Here is a 15,655-nt window from a genome sequence, read left to right as displayed (position 1 = left end):
CATCCTGACCGTCCCTTCTATGGGAAGAGTCACCTGACGGTTAAGAGTTCCCGTCGCCCGCCTTTGTGATCTTGGTTCCCATGTGGCTGTTTTCTTCCTCGATAACTTCACCGGTGCGCCACAGCTGTGGCGCGTCTGTGACGTGAGAGACCGAGGAATGATGACGATTCACATACCCGCGCCACAGCGGCGCCCACGGCTCCGGTCGGGGGGAGGTGTCCGTTTCCTGGCGGGCGGCCTGGCCCTGGCCCTGGCCGTCACCGCGGTGGACGGCGCCGGCGCCGTGGCGGCGCAGCCACCGCACCGGGCGCCGGCCGCCGAGCCCGCGAAGCAGGCGGCGACGCAGGCCGTCGACGTTCCTTCGGCCCGTGTGGCGGCCCGGCTGTCGGGCAAGCGGGTGGAGGCGCTGTCGGAGCGTACGGAAACCTCCACGACCTGGGTGAACAAGGACGGCTCGCTCACCACCGAACTGTCCGCCGGACCGGTCCGCTTCAAGGACCGGACGACCGGTGACTGGCGCGACGTCGATGTGGACCTGGCCGCCCGGGCGGACGGTTCGGTCGAGGCCAAGGCGCACCCGCAGGGCCTGAGGCTCGCCGGCCGGACCGGCGCGCGGGCGGCCTCCCCGCGTGCGGCGCGGGCCACCGCGGCCACGGACCTGGTCACGCTCGGCGAGGGCGACGAACAGATCACCCTCCAGTGGCGGGGCGGGCTGCCCGCGCCGGAACTGGACGGCACCCGCGCGACCTACGCGAACGCGGTGCCCGGCGCCGACGTGGTGGTGGAGGCGACCCGTACCGGCTTCGAGCAGTTCGTCGAGGTCAAGCGGCGGCCGGCCGAAGGCTTCTCCTACACCCTGCCCCTGAGGACCAAGGGCCTGAAGGTGCGCCGGCAGCCGGACGGCAGCGTGCTGTTCACCGACAAGAGGTCCAGGAAGTCGGCGGTCATGCCGGCGCCGGTGATGTGGGACGCGACGGTCGACCCGGTCTCCGGCGAGCACACGCGCCAGGTCCCGGTCGCCATGAAGGTCGTCGCTGCCAAGGGCGGCGTGGACCTCGTCATCACTCCGGACGCCCGGTTCCTGGCCGATCCGGCCACGAAGTACCCGGTGACGGTCGACCCCTCGACCTCGGCGCTGTCGAACGTCTTCGACACCTACGTACAGCAGGGCACGTCGGTCGACTGGTCCACGGATGTCGAACTCGACCTCGGCAACCCGGGTACGAAGAACGCCGACGGCACCTTCCGGACCGCGCGTTCCTTCCTCTCCTGGAACACCGCGCCGATCTCCGACGCGCTGGTGACGGACGCGAAGCTGTCCCTGTGGAACTTCCACTCCGGCAACTACACCGGCTCGTCCTGCCCGAACCAGCCGTGGAAGGTGTGGTCCGCCGGAGCCGCCTCGACCTCGTCGCGGTGGACGGCCCAGCCCTCCTGGTTCGCCGAGAAGGCCACCTCCTCCGAGACCCGCGGCAACGCCTCCTGCACCGCGCAGCCGGACGGCTGGATCAACGCCGACGTCACGACGCTGGTCCAGGAGTGGGCGTCGGCCAAGGCGGCCAAGTCCCACATGGGTCTGCGTGCCGCCGACGAGAGCGTCACGGCGCAGTGGAAGCGGGTCAACTCCGCCAACGCGGCCGCCAACCCGCCGAAGCTGGTCGTGACCTACAACTACCGGCCGCGCACCGGCACGAAGCAGGAGGCGGGCCCGCCGTTCTTCTCCTACGGCGGCGCGTACACGGTCGACACCACGACCCCGACGCTGCGGGACACCTTCGTCGACCCCAACGGCGACAAGATCCAGGGCGCCTACCAGATCTTCGACTCCGCCACCGACACACAGGTCGGCGCCGTACTGCGGTCGGCGTTCGTGCCGACCGGGCAGCCCGCCCCGGTGGTCGTGCCGGCCGGTGTGCTGACGAACGGCGGGACGTACAAGTTCCGCAGCAGCCCGTACGACGGCACGCACTACAACCTCGGCTGGTCGGAGTGGAAGACCTTCACGGTCGACACCACCCCGCCGGTCGCCCCGACGGGCATCACCTCGTCGGACTACCCGTCGAGCGCCTGGGTCAAGGGCGCGGGTCAGGCCGGCGCCTTCACCGTCACCCCGACCGGCACCGACCACCACTGGCTCGAATGGTCGCTCGACGGCGTCACCTGGACCAAGGCCGACACCGGCGGCTCCACCGCCGCGGCGGCGCTCTCCGTCACCCCGCCGAAGGACGGCACCCACACCCTCCAGGTGCGGCAGGTCGACAAGGCCGACAACAGGTCCGAGGCCATCGGCTACACCTTCCACGCCGGCCCCGGCGGCTTCGTCCAGCCCGCCGACGGTGAGCGCACCGCGCGGCGCCTGCCCCTGGTGGCCGAGGCCGACGGCGGCAAGTTCGACGCGGTGTCCTTCTCCTGGCGGCGCTCCGAGGCGGACCCCTGGGCGCAGATCCCCGCCGGCCAGGTCACCTCGGGCGGCACCGCCCTGACCGCTTGGCCCGTGCCCATGACGGGCGGCAGGAACAGCGCCCTGGTGTGGAACGCCACCGACACCGTCGACCCGGACGGCACCGTCCAGATCAAGGCGGACTTCACCGGCCCGAACGCCGCGACGGGCAGCACGCTGCCGCTGACCGTGGTCGTCGACCGCAACGCCTCCGGCGCCGCCACCCAGGAGATCGGCCCGGGTTCGGTGAACCTGCTGACCGGTGACTACACGCTCTCCGACACCGACACGTCCGCGTTCGGGATGTCCGTCTCGCGCACCGCCTCCTCGCGTACGCCGGACAAGGGCGCCAAGCAGGAGGGCCAGGCGTCGATCTTCGGCAAGGAGTGGGTCGCCGGTACCGCGGCCCAGCTGACGGAGTCGGACTACTCCCACCTCCGCAGGATCTCCGACACCGCCGTCGCCGTCGTCGGCATCGAGGGCGAGGAGACCCACTTCACCGCCAACGCGGCCAAGACCGCGTGGATCGCGGAGCCGGGCGCGGAGAGCCTGACCCTCACCGGCGACGTCACCGGTACGTTCACGCTGACGGACTCCGAGGGCGCGGTGACCCGGTTCACCAAGCCCGACGCCGACGCCGCGACCTGGCAGGTCTCCAGCACCCTGTTCGACGGGCTCACCCACTCCACCACCACGGTCGTCTCCGAGACCGTGACCGTGGACGGCAGGAAGCTCGCCCGCCCGAGCCGGGTGATCGCCCCGACCTCGGCCTCGTCCGCCGCCACCTGCGCGGCGACGCCGGCCACCCCGGGCTGCAGGGCGCTGGAGTTCGTCTACGCCACCGGCACCACCGCCACTTCCGCCGCCTTCGGCGACATCACCGGCCAGGTGAAGGAGGTCCGCCTGTGGTCCACCGACCCGGGGGCCGCCGCGTCGACCGCCAAGACGGTGCAGACGTACCTCTATGACGAGGCGCGCCGACTGCGCCAGGCGTGGAACCCGCTGATCAGCCCCGCGCTGAAGACCGAGTACGCCTACGACGGCGCCGGCCGCGTCACCCGGCTGACCACGCCCGGCCGGCTCCCGTGGACGTTCGTCTACGGCACCGCGGGTACCGCGGCCACCGCCGGTGACGGCATGCTCCTCAAGGCGTCCCGCCCGGGCCTGAAGCAGGGCACGGCCGACGTCGAGGAGGGCACCGCGACGACCTCCGTCGTCTACGACGTGCCGCTGACCGGCACCGCCGCCCCGTACAAGCTGGGGGCGGCGGAGGTGAAGGCATGGGGCCAGCTCGACGCTCCGACGGACGCGACGGCGGTCTTCCCGGCCGACGCCGTCCCCGCGTCGAACTCCGGCAGCGCGCTGGCCGCGACCGACTACCAGCGGTCCACCGTCAGTTATCTCGGCGTGTCGGGTCGCACCGTCGACACGGCCGCCCCGGGCGGCCACATCAACGCCACCGAGTACGACCGCTTCGGCAACACCGTCCGCGAGCTGTCGGCCGCCAACCGGGCCATCGCCCTCGGCCTGACCGGCGACGACCGGGCGGCCCAGGCCGACCTCGGCATCGCGCAGCTCACCACCGCGGAGCGCGCCGACCTGCTGGCCGCCAAGTCCGTGTACAACGACACCGGCGCCCGCAGGCTGGAGGCGTTCGGCCCGCTGCGCCGGATCGACCTCACCGCCGATCTGAAGTCCGGCACCACCACCCTGGTCCCGGCGGGCACCTCGGTGACGGCACGGGAACGGCGCGTCAACGAGTACGACGCCGGGCGCCCGACCGACGGCACCGCCAAGGTCAGGGACCGGATCACCAAGGTCACGCTCGGCGCCCAGGTACGGGAGCACCCCACCGTCCTCGGGGAGGCCCGAGCCACCCAGACGGTCTACGACTGGGTCAGGGGACTGCCCGTCCGGACCGTCAAGGACCCGGACGGCCTCGCGATCACGAGGACCACCGAGTACGACGCCCAGGGCCGCCCCACCAAGGAGCTGCTGCCCGGGGCCACCGGCACGGACGCCGGCACGCGCGTCACCGCGTACTGGTCCGCCACGGGCACCGGAGCCTGCCAGGGCCGCCCGGAGTGGGCCGACCTGGTCTGCTCCACGGGCCCGGCCGGTGACACCACCGGCGGCGGCACGAACCCGGCGCAACTGCCGTCGACCACCACCGAGTACGACTGGTGGGGCAACACCGCCCAGCTCACGGAGACCGCCAACGGCGTCACCCGCACCACCACGACCACGTACGACGCGGCCGGCCGGCCCACGAGGACGGCCGTCACCGGCGGCATCGGCCAGGCGGTTCCCGAGTCGGCCACCGAGTACGACGCGAGCACCGGCCAGGCCCTGCGGACCGTCTCGCCGACGGGCGGCACGATCACCAAGGCGATCGACCGGCTCGGCCGCCTGATCTCCTACACGGACGCCGACGGCGGTGTCACCACGACCGAGTACGACCTGCTGGACCGGCCGGTCAAGGTCGCCGACAACGCGCCGTCGACCGTCACGTACACCTACGACACCGGCGTCGAGCCCCGCGGCCTCGCCACGAGGACCACCGACTCGGTCGCCGGCGTCTTCCAGACCGGCTACGACGCCGACGGCACCGTCAGCGGCGAACGGCTCCCCGGCGGATACACCCTCAACGTACGCAAGGACACCACCGGTGCCCCGGTGAACCGGACGTACACCCGGGACAGCGACGGAACCATCGTCGCCTCCGACACGGTCACCCGGTCCGTGCACCGCCAGGTCAGCACGCACGCCGGCTCCTCCGGCCAGACCTACCGCTACGACGCCGCCGGGCGGCTCACCACCGTCGAGGACACCGCGGACACCGTCTGCACGCGCCGCGCCTACACCTTCGACGCACGCAGCAACCGCACCTCCCTCACCACCACCGCGGCCGCCCCCGGCCTGAACTGCACCACCACAGGAGGCAGCACCACCGGCAGCACCTACGACAGCGGCGACCGGCTCGTCGACAGCGGTTACGCCTACGACGCCTTCGGGCGCGCCACCGCCCTGCCCGGCAGCACCGTCGGCTACTACGCCAACGACCTCGCCCACCAGCAGACTTCGGGCGGCAAGCGGCAGACCTGGCAGCTCGACGCGGCGCTGCGCTTCCGCTCCTGGAAGGTCGAGACGGGCGGCGACAGCGCCTGGACGCAGACCGCCTCCAGGCTCAACCACTACGCCGGCGACGGCGACAACCCCAGCTGGATCGTCGAGGACGCCGCCGGCGCCCTGACCCGCAACGTCACCTCCGCGTCCGGAGACCTGGCGGCCACCACCGGCAGGACCGGCGACACGGTCCTCCAGCTCACCACGATCCACGGCGACATCGCCCTCCAGCTTCCGCTGGACACCACCAAGGCGCCCGTCGCCCTCGACTCCGACGAGTACGGCAACACCCGTGCCGGCCGGCCGGCGACCCGCTACGCCTGGCTGGGCGCCAAGCTGCGCTCCGACGAGACGCCCGGCGGCCTCACCCTGATGGGCGCCCGGCTCTACGACCCCACCGTCGGCCGCTTCCACTCGATCGACCCGGTCTACGGGGGCAACTCCAACGCGTACGAGTACTGCGACGCGGATCCGGTCAACTGCCTGGACCTGGACGGCCGCGACGGCGGTCTGCAGGAGGACGCCGGCCTGGAGGGTCCGGAGACCCTGAGCAAGAAGGAGAAGGACGCATACTTCAAGAAGAACGCCGGCAAGAAGTACGACGCCGGAGACTTCAAGAGGGCGATGCAGAAGATCAAGAAGAACCAGAAGTACAACGGTTCGCGGAACAAGCAGAAGCGGCAGAGCCACTACAAGGCCAACCGCATGGTCGGCCTCGCCTTCCTCGCGTCCCTCGGGTGGGCCAAGCGCTTCAGCTTCCGCTGGGGCTGGCGCATCGCGCTCGTCGCCCACCCGTTCTAGTCATGCCCTGGAGGAGCGATGGCTCGTAGGAGCCGCAACCACAAGCTGAGCATCAGAGCCGCGAAGAAGGAGATGTGGACCACGCATCACTTCAGTCTCGGCATTCCGGCCGGCAGCGGCCAGGGCGTCGCGGACCTGCTGCGCACCGCCGCGGACCACATCGAGAAGCTCGGCGACAGCTGGGACGTGTCGGCGATCGAGGTGGGCCGGCTGGACACCGAGGACCCGATCGCGACCTGCCACATCACCGTGTTCGCGGACCCGGTGAAGCGGAGCGGCGCATGAGCACCGACGAGACGAGGCTGCTGCGCGTCGTGGTCCACGGAGACGAGGACGACGACAGCCCCGTCTCCGTCCTGCGCGCGGCCGCCGACCGGCTCTCCGAACGGCCGGATCGCCGCGTCGTCGACATGACGGTCGAGTACGACCTCACGAACCTCCGGTGGAAGGGATACCTGTACTTCACCGAGGAGTGAGCAAGGGGGAGGGCCGGGCGGCGATCGACTGCCCGGCCCTCCCTTTCAGGTACCCGCGGTCCTGGGGAACGGGACCGTGTCCCCTGCTCGGACGGCGAACGTCAGTGGTTGTAGATGAAGTCGTTCGCGAAGGCCCAGCGCTGGTTGTCGCCGCTGTTGCAGCTCCATAGCTGGGCTCCGGTGCCCCACGTACCGGCCTGCCAGCCGTTGATCTCCAGGCAGCCGGTGTAGGCGCTCTTGAGTTCGGCCGTGGCCTTGCCGTTGACGTTGCGCCAGTGGTCGAACCACCAGAGCTGGTTGCGGCCGCCGTTGCACGGCCACTGGCCGACCGCCGTGCCGTCGGAGGTGGTCGGCGGGAGACCCGGCAGCTCCAGGCAGAGGCCGGAGGAACGGTTGACGATCTGGAAGAAGCCGCCGCCCTTGCTGTTGAACACCCAGGTCTGGTTGTCGCCGCCGTTGCAGCCCCACACCGTGGCCTGCGCGCCCCACGTGCCGGTCCACCCGGGCATCTCCAGGCACGAGCCGCCGGCCACGTTGGTGACCGTCGTGTAGTCGGCCGCCGGGGCCGCGCCGGCCGGCGCGCTCGTCACGGCCAGACTGCCCGCCAGCAGTCCGATGGCGCACATCGTGCGCACGATGAATCGCTTCACTGAAGTCCCCCTGGAATCAGAGCACATACGAACGCGTGATCTCGGTGGTGCCATCGCAGCGTATGCGAACACGTGTGCGGAATGGGGGAGTCCAGGGGCCGTGTTCCGGAAGGTTCCGCCGGACGCGGACTCCGTGTGCCCGCACCTGCGGGAACACCCTCCCGGCGTGGCCGGCCGGGCGCCCGTCGTCAGCCGGTCGCCACCCGCGAGAAGCGCCCCACGGCCGCGAGGTCGGCACTGATCAGCGCGGCCGTCTCCCGGAGCGGCGGCAGGATCGCGGCCAGGCTCGCCTCCGGTGTCGCCCGGCTCGCGTGCAGGGCCACGTTGACGGCGGCGACCGTCCGGCCCGCGCCGTCGGTGACGGCCACCGCGAGGGAGCGCAGCCCCTCCTCCAGCTCCTGTTCCACCCACCCGTAGCCCCGCGCCGCGGTCGCGGCGACGGCCTCGTCGAGCCCCTCGGGGCTCGTCACCGTGCGCGGGGTCAGCGCCTCGGGCGTGATCCGGCCGAGGCGTTCGGCGCGCGCCGCGGCGGGCAGGGCTCCGAGCAGGACACGGCCCATGGAGGTCGCGTACGCCGGGAGCCGGGTGCCCACGGTGATGTCGATGTGCATGATGCGGGTACTGGCGACCCGGGCGACGTACCGGATGTCGTCCCCGTCGAGCACCGCGACGGACGCGGACTCGTGGACGCGCGGCACGAGGGCGACGAGATGCGGGGTCGCGATCTCCGGCAGGCTGAGGCCGGAGAGCCGCGCGTAGCCGAGCTCCAGGACGCGGGGGAGGACCAGGAAGCCGTCGGGCGTCTCCCGCACGTACCCGAGATGCCGCAGGGTGATCAGCGACCGGCGGGCGGTCGCGCGGGGGAGCCCGGTGAGCCGGGCGAGTGCGGAGAGGCGGACGGGACCGCGTACGGAGCCGAAGGCGCGCAGGACGTCGAGACCCCGGGCGAGCGACTGCAGGAAGCCCGACCCGAGTTCCTCCTTGAGCGCGCCGCCGGAGCCGGGCGCCGGCCCCGCGGCCGGCGGAGCGGCGGGCGGCGCGGCCAGGGCCGCCTCCATCGCGGCGACGGCCAGGCGGAGTGGCGGCAGCGCCTGTTCGGTCAGGGAGCCGGCGCTGTGCCGGCTGGTGTGGCTGACGACGCCGACCGCGCAGACGACCGCGCCGTCGGGTCCCCGGACGGGCAGGGCGACGGAGAGCAGCCCCGGTTCGATGAGCTGGTCGTCCACGGCCACCCCGCTCTCGCGGGCCTCCCGCACCCGGTGGAGGAACCCGGCCTCGACCGCGGCGGGGTCGTGGTCGGCCGGACGGGGCGGCACGGACGGGAAGCCGGTGTCCAGCGGGTCCTCCGCGTGCCGGACCCGCCACCGCTCGTGGTCGTCCTCGTTCCATTCGGCGGCGAACAGGGCGCCGTGCGCGCACCGTTCGGCCGGCAGCAGGTCCCCGGCCCGGAAGGAGATCGCCATCGCGCGGCGGCGGGTGGCCTGGGCGAGGAAGCGGACCCCGTCGCCGTCCGGGACGGCCACGGACACCGACTCGTCCAGGGCGTCCGCGAGGGCGACGGCGTGCGGTCCGAGGAGGTCGGGCACTCCGCAGGAGGCGAGATAGGCGTTGCCGAGCGAGGCGGCCCCCGGGGCGAGGAGCAGGTCGCGGCCCTCGGCCCTGAGAACGCCGAGGCGGACGAGCGTCGTGGCGACCCGGTCGACCGTGGAGCGGGCGAGCCCCGTCGTCCGGGCGAGGTCGCCGGGACGGTGGCGGACGTCCGGCCCGGCGGCCATCACGCGGAGCACGGACAGCCCGCGCTCCAGCGGTCCGACCAGTTCGTCGGGTGCGCCCGTGGCCTCGGTGGGCTGCGGCATCGTCCGGACTCCTCGGGGCGGTGGCGGGCTGATCGGGGCGCGGGGAGGGCGCGGGGAAACCGTACCCGTGCCGTCGCCGCGGCCGCCGGGGCCGTTGGCCCGGGGGCGTCCGGCCCGATCGGCACGTCGCGCTCCAGGGCCGCGGGGCCGTGACCCGCCACCGGCCGAGGCTTATGTCAACATCATTGACCTTGTTCCCCGCGGCGGAGTCTCATGGGCGGCACTTCGGAGACTCCCCGCGCCCGGGTTTCTCCGCGACCCGAAGGAACCCGCATGGATCACCTCGCCTCGCTCCGCGACGTCGCGCACACCCCGTTCTGGCTCGACGACCCGGACCGGCCGCAGCCCGCCCCCGCCCTCGTCGGCGGCACCACCTGCGACCTGCTCGTGGTGGGCGGTGGTTACACCGGCCTCTGGACGGCCCTGCGCGCCAAGGAGCGCGACCCCTCCGCCGACGTCGTGCTCGTCGAGGCGGACGAGGTCGGCGGCGCCGCCTCCGGCCGCAACGGCGGCTTCTGCGAGTCCAGCCTCACCCACGGTCTGGCGAACGGCCTCCAGCGCTGGCCCGAGGAGATCGGCCTCCTGGAGCGCCTCGGCCGCGAGAACCTCCAGGGCATCGAGGACGCCGTCGAGCGCTACGGCATCGACTGCGACTGGGAGCGCACCGGCTCCCTCGCCGTCGCCACCGAGCCCTACCAGCTCGACGGCCTCGCGGAGGAGGCCGAGGCCGCCGCCCGGTACGGCGGCACGTCCCTCCTCCTCGACGCCGAGGCCGTCCGCGCCGAGATCGACTCGCCGACCTTCCTCGGCGGCGTGTGGAACCGCGACGACGTCGCCATGGTCAACCCGGCCCGCCTCGCCTGGGGCCTCAAGCGAGCCTGTCTGGACCTCGGCGTCCGCGTCCACGAACACACCCCCGCCACCTCGCTCGACGAGCACGGCGCCGTGATCGCCGTCGGCACCCCCTACGGCCGGATCACCGCCCGGCGCGTCGTCCTCGCCACCAACGCCTACCCCTCCCTGCTCCGGCGCCACCGCCCGTACACCGTCCCCGTGTACGACTACGCGCTGATGACCGAGCCGCTCACCGAGGCCCGGCTCGCCTCCGTCGGCTGGTCCCGCCGGCAGGGCTTCGCGGACTGCTCCAACCAGTTCCACTACGTCCGGCTCTCCGCCGACAACCGCATCCTGTGGGGCGGCTACGACGCCGTCCACCACGGCGGCCCGGTCCGCGCCGAACACGACCGCAGGCCCGAGTCGTACGCGACGCTCGCCCGGCACTTCTTCACCACGTTCCCGCAGCTCGAAGGAGTCCGGTTCAGTCACGCCTGGGGTGGGGCCATCGACACCAGCACCCGCTTCTGCGTCTTCTTCGACACCAGCCACCACGGCAAGGTCGCCTACGCCGCCGGCTTCACCGGCCTCGGCGTCGGCGCCACCCGCTTCGCCGCCGACGTCATGCTCGACCTCCTCGCCGGCGAGTACACCGAACGCACCGCCCTGGAACTCGTCCGCCGCAAGCCCCTCCCCTTCCCGCCCGAGCCCGTCCGCTCGATCGGCATCGGCATCACCCAGTGGTCCCTGGCCCGCGCCGACCTGAACGAAGGCCGCCGCAACCTCTGGCTGCGCACCCTCGACCGCTTCGGCCTCGGCTTCGACAGCTGACCGGGGCCGCGGCGTGCCGACGCCCTCCGTACCCGATCCGCCCCCCCCGGGACGGTGTGACAGTTCGTCAGGCCGCCCGTGGCGCGAGGCGCTGCGCCGGGCCCTCGTGAACCGGCCACCTCGCCCCGAGGCCGTGCCGGCCGGATCCGCCCGGCAGACCCCCCTGATCGGCGGGCGGCACCGGCGGCGGGGTGCGCCTGCCCGCTCCGCACCGGGCGTTAGCGGAACGTCAGCGGGACGTGAGCGGCGCCCGGCAGAGTGGGGCGGGTCGCCAGGCCGGGGAAGGGACGACCATCCTCCCGACGCACCCGGCGACACGTTCCGGAGGGACGGACCGGAAGGAACGGGATCGGCGCCGCCGCCATGGCGGCCGCTGTTCCGGCAGGCGCCGTCGTGGGGGCGGCACCGGCCGGAACATGCGCATTCCTCCGAGGGGACGGCGTCCGAAAACCGGCCCTGACCGGCCAGGACCCAGGGCGGGCCGTGGGGGCCCGCCCCCGGGGACCGGCCGGTCAGGGCCGCCGCGACGTCCTGGCGACAGGGCACGGAACGACTCACCCTTCTCCAGGAGGCATCATGCGACGGCGTACGTTCCTCAGGGGCTCGCTGCTCGGCGCGGCGGCCGCGGCGGTCCCGCTCGACACCCTGCTCGCCACCGGCGCGGCGGCCGCCGAACCCGCACCCGTCACCTCGCTGAGCGCGCTGCAGAGCGCGATCGACCGGGCCGTCCCCGGCGACCGGATCGTCGTCGCCGACGGCACGTACACCGTCCCCTCGGGCGGAGCCATCGACGTCTCGGGCCGCAGCGGCATCACGATCGTCTCGCAGAGCCGGGGCGGCGCCGTGCTGCGCGGCGAGCGCAGCTTCGTCCTCGACGGCGCCAGCGCCGTCACCGTCAGCGGCTTCTCGCTCCGGCAGAGCGGCACCCTCACGATCCCGGCCGGCAGCACCGGCATCCGGCTGACCCGCAACGACATCCAGTTCGCCGACGTGGACGGCCTCGACTGGGTGCTGGTGGAGGGCGACGACGCCAAGATCGACCGGAACCGCTTCCACGACCGGACCACCCAGGGCATCTTCCTCGTCGTCGACGGCCCCGGCACGACCGAGATCGCCCAGCGGCTCCATGTCTACAAGAACCACTTCGCCCGCCACGGCTACACCGGCGCCAACGGCGGCGAGGCGATCCGGCTCGGCGTCAGCAGCCGTGCCCTCTCCAGCGCTCAGGCGATCGTGGAGTACAACCTGTTCGAGCACTGCGACGGCGACCCCGAGGCCGTCTCGGTGAAGTCCTCCGACAACACCATCCGGTACAACACGCTCCGGGACAGCCAGGGCGGCATCGTGCTCCGCCACGGCAACCGCACCACCGTCGAGGGCAACCACCTCCTCGGCGGCAAGGAAGGCATCCGCCTCTACGGCAACGACCACCTCGTGGTGAACAACCACCTCGCCGGCCTGACGGGCCGCGCCCTCGTCGTCGGCAGCGGCACCACCCGCGACCACACCGCCGGAGAGACCACCGAACAGCGCCGCGGCAACGACGCCTGCGACCGCGCCGTCATCGTGCACAACACCCTCCGGGGCAACAAGAGCACGCTCTCCGGTGAGACCCGCGCGTACGAGCCGCGCGACGTGGTCGTCGCCGACAACCTCCTCGTCGGGGACAGCGGCAGCCTGGTCGCCATGGGGGCGACCACCGGCTTCACCTGGCAGGGCAACATCCTCTGGGGCGCCGCCGCCGACGGCACGATCCCCGCCGACGGTCGCACCCGCGTCGACCCCCGCCTCCGGCAGGACTCCGACGGCGTCTTCCGCCTCGCCGCGGACAGCCCCGCCATCGGCGCCGCCACCCTGGCCACCGTCTCCGTCCCCGAGGACATCGACGGCCACGCCCGCGGCACCGTCCGCGACATCGGCGCGGACGAGTACGCGACCACCGCGCCGCTCCGCCGCCCCCTCACCCCGACGGACGTCGGCCCGAACGCCTCCTGACCCGCCCAAGGGACGCCCCGGCCGGCGCAACGCGGGCCGGGGCATCCGGCGGACCGTCCCCCCGTCTCTGGTCTGGACCTATCGGGTGGTGGGCGTCAAGCTCTCGGTATGGACTTGGAGTTGAGGCACCTCAAGACGATCCGGGCCATCGCGGACGCGGGGAGCCTCACGCGCGCCGCCACCACCCTGGGCCTCGCGCAGCCCGCGCTCAGCGCCCAGCTCAAGCGGATCGAACGGGCCCTGGGCGGCGCGCTGTTCGTACGGAGCAGGGACGGGGTACGCGCCACGGCCCTCGGGGACCTGGTCGTGGAGCGCGCCCGGGTGGTGCTGCCCGCCGTCTGCGAACTCCAGGAGGAGGCCGTGCGGTTCGCGCGGGAGGGCACGGAGGGCTACCGGCTCGGCGGCACCCACGGCCCGCTGCTCGGCGGCCTGGTCGACCGCATCGCCCGCACCGACCCGGGAGCGCAGGTCACGACCCACACCTCGTGGTCCGAGCGCGAGATCGCCCGCGGGGTGGCCGCCGGACGGCTCGACTTCGCCCTGGTCGGCGTCTGCGGCGAGAGCGGCCCGCCCGAAGCGGGCCGGCTGGCCTGGACGGAGGTCGCCCGCGACCCGGTCTACGTCATGCTGTCCGCCGGCCACCCGCTGGCCCCCCGCACCGAGATCCACCTCGCCGAACTCGCGGCGGAGGCATGGACCGACGTGCCGGGCGACGGCTGCTTCGGCGACTGCTTCGCGACCGCGTGCGTGCGCGCGGGCTTCACCCCGGCCTGCGTGTACGAGACGGACACCGCCTCCTGCGTCCACCTGGTGCAGGTCGGCCGGGCCGTCGGCCTCTGCCGGGCGACCTTCCCCGCGACGCCCGGCATCGTGACCCGCCCCCTCGCCGGCGCCCCGCTGCTCTGGCGGCACCTCCTCGGCTGGCACCCCGAGGCCCGCGCCGCCGCCCGCGCCCCCGCCGTCCTCGGCCACGTCCGCGCCGCCCACACCGAGGCCCTGTCCCGGAGCGCGGGCCGGACCCCGGCGCCGGCACCGCCGTAGAGGAGCCGGCGGGACGCCGGAGAGCGGCCGGGGCGGGGCGCGGTGCGGACCGCGGCCGGCCATAACGCGAGGGCAGGGGCCGACTGACCGCTGCCGTCCGCCCGTCGGCGCTCCTAGGTTCTCAGCAGATCCCCCACCGAGAACCGAGGAGACACCCATGCTCCGACGACACGCCCGCGCGGCGTGTACCGCGCTGGCCGCCGCCGGGATGGTGCTGGCCGGCCTCCAGGCCGGTACGGCGACCGCCGCCCCGCAGGCGCACGACCCGGCCGGGACCCCGGCCGTCGGCACCGCCGCCCAGGCCCTCGACGTGGCCGCCGCCCCACCCGAACTCCTCCGGGCCATGGGCCGCGACCTGGGCCTCACCCGCGCGCAGGCCCTGAACAGGCTCGCCAACGAGGCGGAGGCCGGCGCCACCGCCGCGCGGCTCCGCCAGGACCTGGGCGGGGCGTTCGCCGGAGCCTGGGTGGACGGCGCCGAGGCCGGCACCCTCACCGTGGCCACCACCCGGGCCGCCGACACGGCAGCGATACGGGCCACGGGCGCCACCGCCCGCCTCGTGCCGCACAGCCTGACCGCCCTGGAACGCGCCAAGGAGACCCTGGACCGGGCCGCCACCGCCGAAGCGCCCGTCCGCTACGTCGACCTGCGCGCCAACGTCCTGGTCGTCGAGGAGGCCAGGGCGGGAGCCGGGGCGCGGCTCGTCCGGGACACCGGGGTGCCGCGCGAGCTGGTGCGGGTCGTCCGCACCACCGAGGCGCCGCGCCCGCTGTACGACATCCGGGGCGGGGACGCGTACTACATGGGCGGCGGCGGACGCTGCTCGGTGGGCTTCGCCGTCACCCGCGGCACCACCCAGGGCTTCGCCACCGCCGGTCACTGCGGCCGTGCCGGCACGACCACCAGCGGCTACAACCAGGTCGCGATGGGCAGCTTCCAGGGCTCGATCTTCCCCGGCAACGACATGGCCTGGGTCGCGGCCACCTCCGGCTGGACGGCCACCCCGTACGTCAAGGGCTCCGGCGGGAACGTCCAGGTGACCGGCTCGGTGCTCCAGCCCGTCGGCTCCTCCGTGTGCCGCTCCGGCTCCACCACCGGCTGGCACTGCGGGACCGTGCAGCAGCACAACACCAGCGTCACCTACGCCGAGGGCACCATCACCGGCGTGACCCGGACGACCGTCTGCGCCGAACCCGGCGACTCCGGCGGCTCGTACATCTCCGGCAGCCAGGCCCAGGGCGTCACCTCGGGCGGGTCCGGCACCTGCTCCAGCGGCGGCACCACCTTCTTCCAGCCGCTGAACCCGCTGCTGCAGACCTACGGCCTGACGCTGAGGACCACGGGGAGCGACCCGGGCCCCGGCCCCGGCCCCGGTGAGCCCCAGCCGGGCGGCACCTGGGCGGCGGGCAAGGTCTACGCGGCCGGAGACGTCGTCACCTACGGCGGCGGGAGCTACCGCTGCCTCCAGGGCCACCAGGCCCAGGCCGGCTGGGAGCCGCCGAACGTCCCGGCGCTGTGGCAGCGCGTGTGACGCCGCACCGTCCCTGACCGGGGGTGCCGCCGGCCCGAGGGGGGTCGGCGGCACCCCCTTCCGCCTCAGCCGCG

Annotated in this window: 9 protein-coding genes; 7 read left to right on the top strand and 2 right to left on the bottom strand. The window is 73.6% G+C overall.

What is annotated here, in order from left to right:
• Positions 1–160 precede the first annotated feature (160 nt).
• Genes ACFVZH_RS00955 through ACFVZH_RS00945 form a run of 3 tightly spaced genes read left to right on the top strand, consistent with a single transcriptional unit; the run spans position 161 to position 6,843 of the window.
• Positions 161–6,367 (top strand): DNRLRE domain-containing protein, encoded by a 6,207-nt coding sequence (locus ACFVZH_RS00955; protein ID WP_384891097.1) that lies wholly within the window; start codon positions 161–163, stop codon positions 6,365–6,367.
• Between the two features lie 18 nt (positions 6,368–6,385).
• Positions 6,386–6,652 (top strand): hypothetical protein, encoded by a 267-nt coding sequence (locus ACFVZH_RS00950; protein WP_384891094.1) that lies wholly within the window; start codon positions 6,386–6,388, stop codon positions 6,650–6,652.
• Positions 6,649–6,843 carry a hypothetical protein gene (locus ACFVZH_RS00945; RefSeq protein WP_384891091.1) on the top strand — a complete coding sequence of 65 codons (195 nt, stop codon included), beginning with the start codon at positions 6,649–6,651 and terminating at the stop codon, positions 6,841–6,843. Before ACFVZH_RS00950 ends, ACFVZH_RS00945 begins: the two co-directional genes overlap by 4 nt.
• Positions 6,844–6,944: 101 nt before the next feature.
• Here ACFVZH_RS00945 and ACFVZH_RS00940 read toward each other — a convergent pair whose 3' ends face one another.
• Positions 6,945–7,493, bottom strand: coding sequence for an RICIN domain-containing protein (locus tag ACFVZH_RS00940; RefSeq protein ID WP_384891088.1), 549 nt, complete (start codon positions 7,491–7,493; stop codon positions 6,945–6,947).
• A 188-nt stretch (positions 7,494–7,681) separates the two neighbouring features.
• The gene (locus ACFVZH_RS00935; protein WP_384891085.1) at positions 7,682–9,349 is read right to left on the bottom strand and encodes an IclR family transcriptional regulator C-terminal domain-containing protein; all 1,668 of its coding nucleotides are present in this window, start codon (positions 9,347–9,349) and stop codon (positions 7,682–7,684) included.
• 273 nt (positions 9,350–9,622) lie between these two features.
• Here ACFVZH_RS00935 and ACFVZH_RS00930 point away from each other — a divergent pair, with 273 nt between their 5' ends.
• From ACFVZH_RS00930 to ACFVZH_RS00915, 4 genes are all read left to right on the top strand, one after another.
• Positions 9,623–11,014 (top strand): NAD(P)/FAD-dependent oxidoreductase, encoded by a 1,392-nt coding sequence (locus ACFVZH_RS00930; protein WP_384891082.1) that lies wholly within the window; start codon positions 9,623–9,625, stop codon positions 11,012–11,014.
• Between the two features lie 576 nt (positions 11,015–11,590).
• Positions 11,591–13,009 (top strand): polysaccharide lyase 6 family protein, encoded by a 1,419-nt coding sequence (locus ACFVZH_RS00925; RefSeq protein ID WP_384891079.1) that lies wholly within the window; start codon positions 11,591–11,593, stop codon positions 13,007–13,009.
• Between the two features lie 108 nt (positions 13,010–13,117).
• Positions 13,118–14,050 carry a LysR substrate-binding domain-containing protein gene (locus tag ACFVZH_RS00920; protein ID WP_384891076.1) on the top strand — a complete coding sequence of 311 codons (933 nt, stop codon included), beginning with the start codon at positions 13,118–13,120 and terminating at the stop codon, positions 14,048–14,050.
• 157 nt (positions 14,051–14,207) lie between these two features.
• The gene (locus tag ACFVZH_RS00915) at positions 14,208–15,581 is read left to right on the top strand and encodes a carbohydrate-binding protein (RefSeq protein ID WP_384891073.1); all 1,374 of its coding nucleotides are present in this window, start codon (positions 14,208–14,210) and stop codon (positions 15,579–15,581) included.
• Positions 15,582–15,655: the final 74 nt, after the last annotated feature.

The sequence above is a fragment of the Streptomyces sp. NPDC059534 genome, assembly GCF_042743475.1.
Classification (GTDB): Bacteria; Actinomycetota; Actinomycetes; order Streptomycetales; family Streptomycetaceae; genus Streptomyces.
This window is presented reverse-complemented; position numbering and strand designations above follow the sequence as displayed.

Coding starts and splice junctions, on each gene's coding strand:
- ACFVZH_RS00915 (WP_384891073.1), top strand. CDS start 14,208: ATGCTCCGACGACACGCCCGCGCGGCGTGTACCGCGCTGGCCGCCGCC.
- ACFVZH_RS00925 (WP_384891079.1), top strand. CDS start 11,591: ATGCGACGGCGTACGTTCCTCAGGGGCTCGCTGCTCGGCGCGGCGGCC.
- ACFVZH_RS00920 (WP_384891076.1), top strand. CDS start 13,118: ATGGACTTGGAGTTGAGGCACCTCAAGACGATCCGGGCCATCGCGGAC.
- ACFVZH_RS00930 (WP_384891082.1), top strand. CDS start 9,623: ATGGATCACCTCGCCTCGCTCCGCGACGTCGCGCACACCCCGTTCTGG.
- ACFVZH_RS00955 (WP_384891097.1), top strand. CDS start 161: ATGACGATTCACATACCCGCGCCACAGCGGCGCCCACGGCTCCGGTCG.
- ACFVZH_RS00935 (WP_384891085.1), bottom strand. CDS start 9,349: ATGCCGCAGCCCACCGAGGCCACGGGCGCACCCGACGAACTGGTCGGA.
- ACFVZH_RS00945 (WP_384891091.1), top strand. CDS start 6,649: ATGAGCACCGACGAGACGAGGCTGCTGCGCGTCGTGGTCCACGGAGAC.
- ACFVZH_RS00950 (WP_384891094.1), top strand. CDS start 6,386: ATGGCTCGTAGGAGCCGCAACCACAAGCTGAGCATCAGAGCCGCGAAG.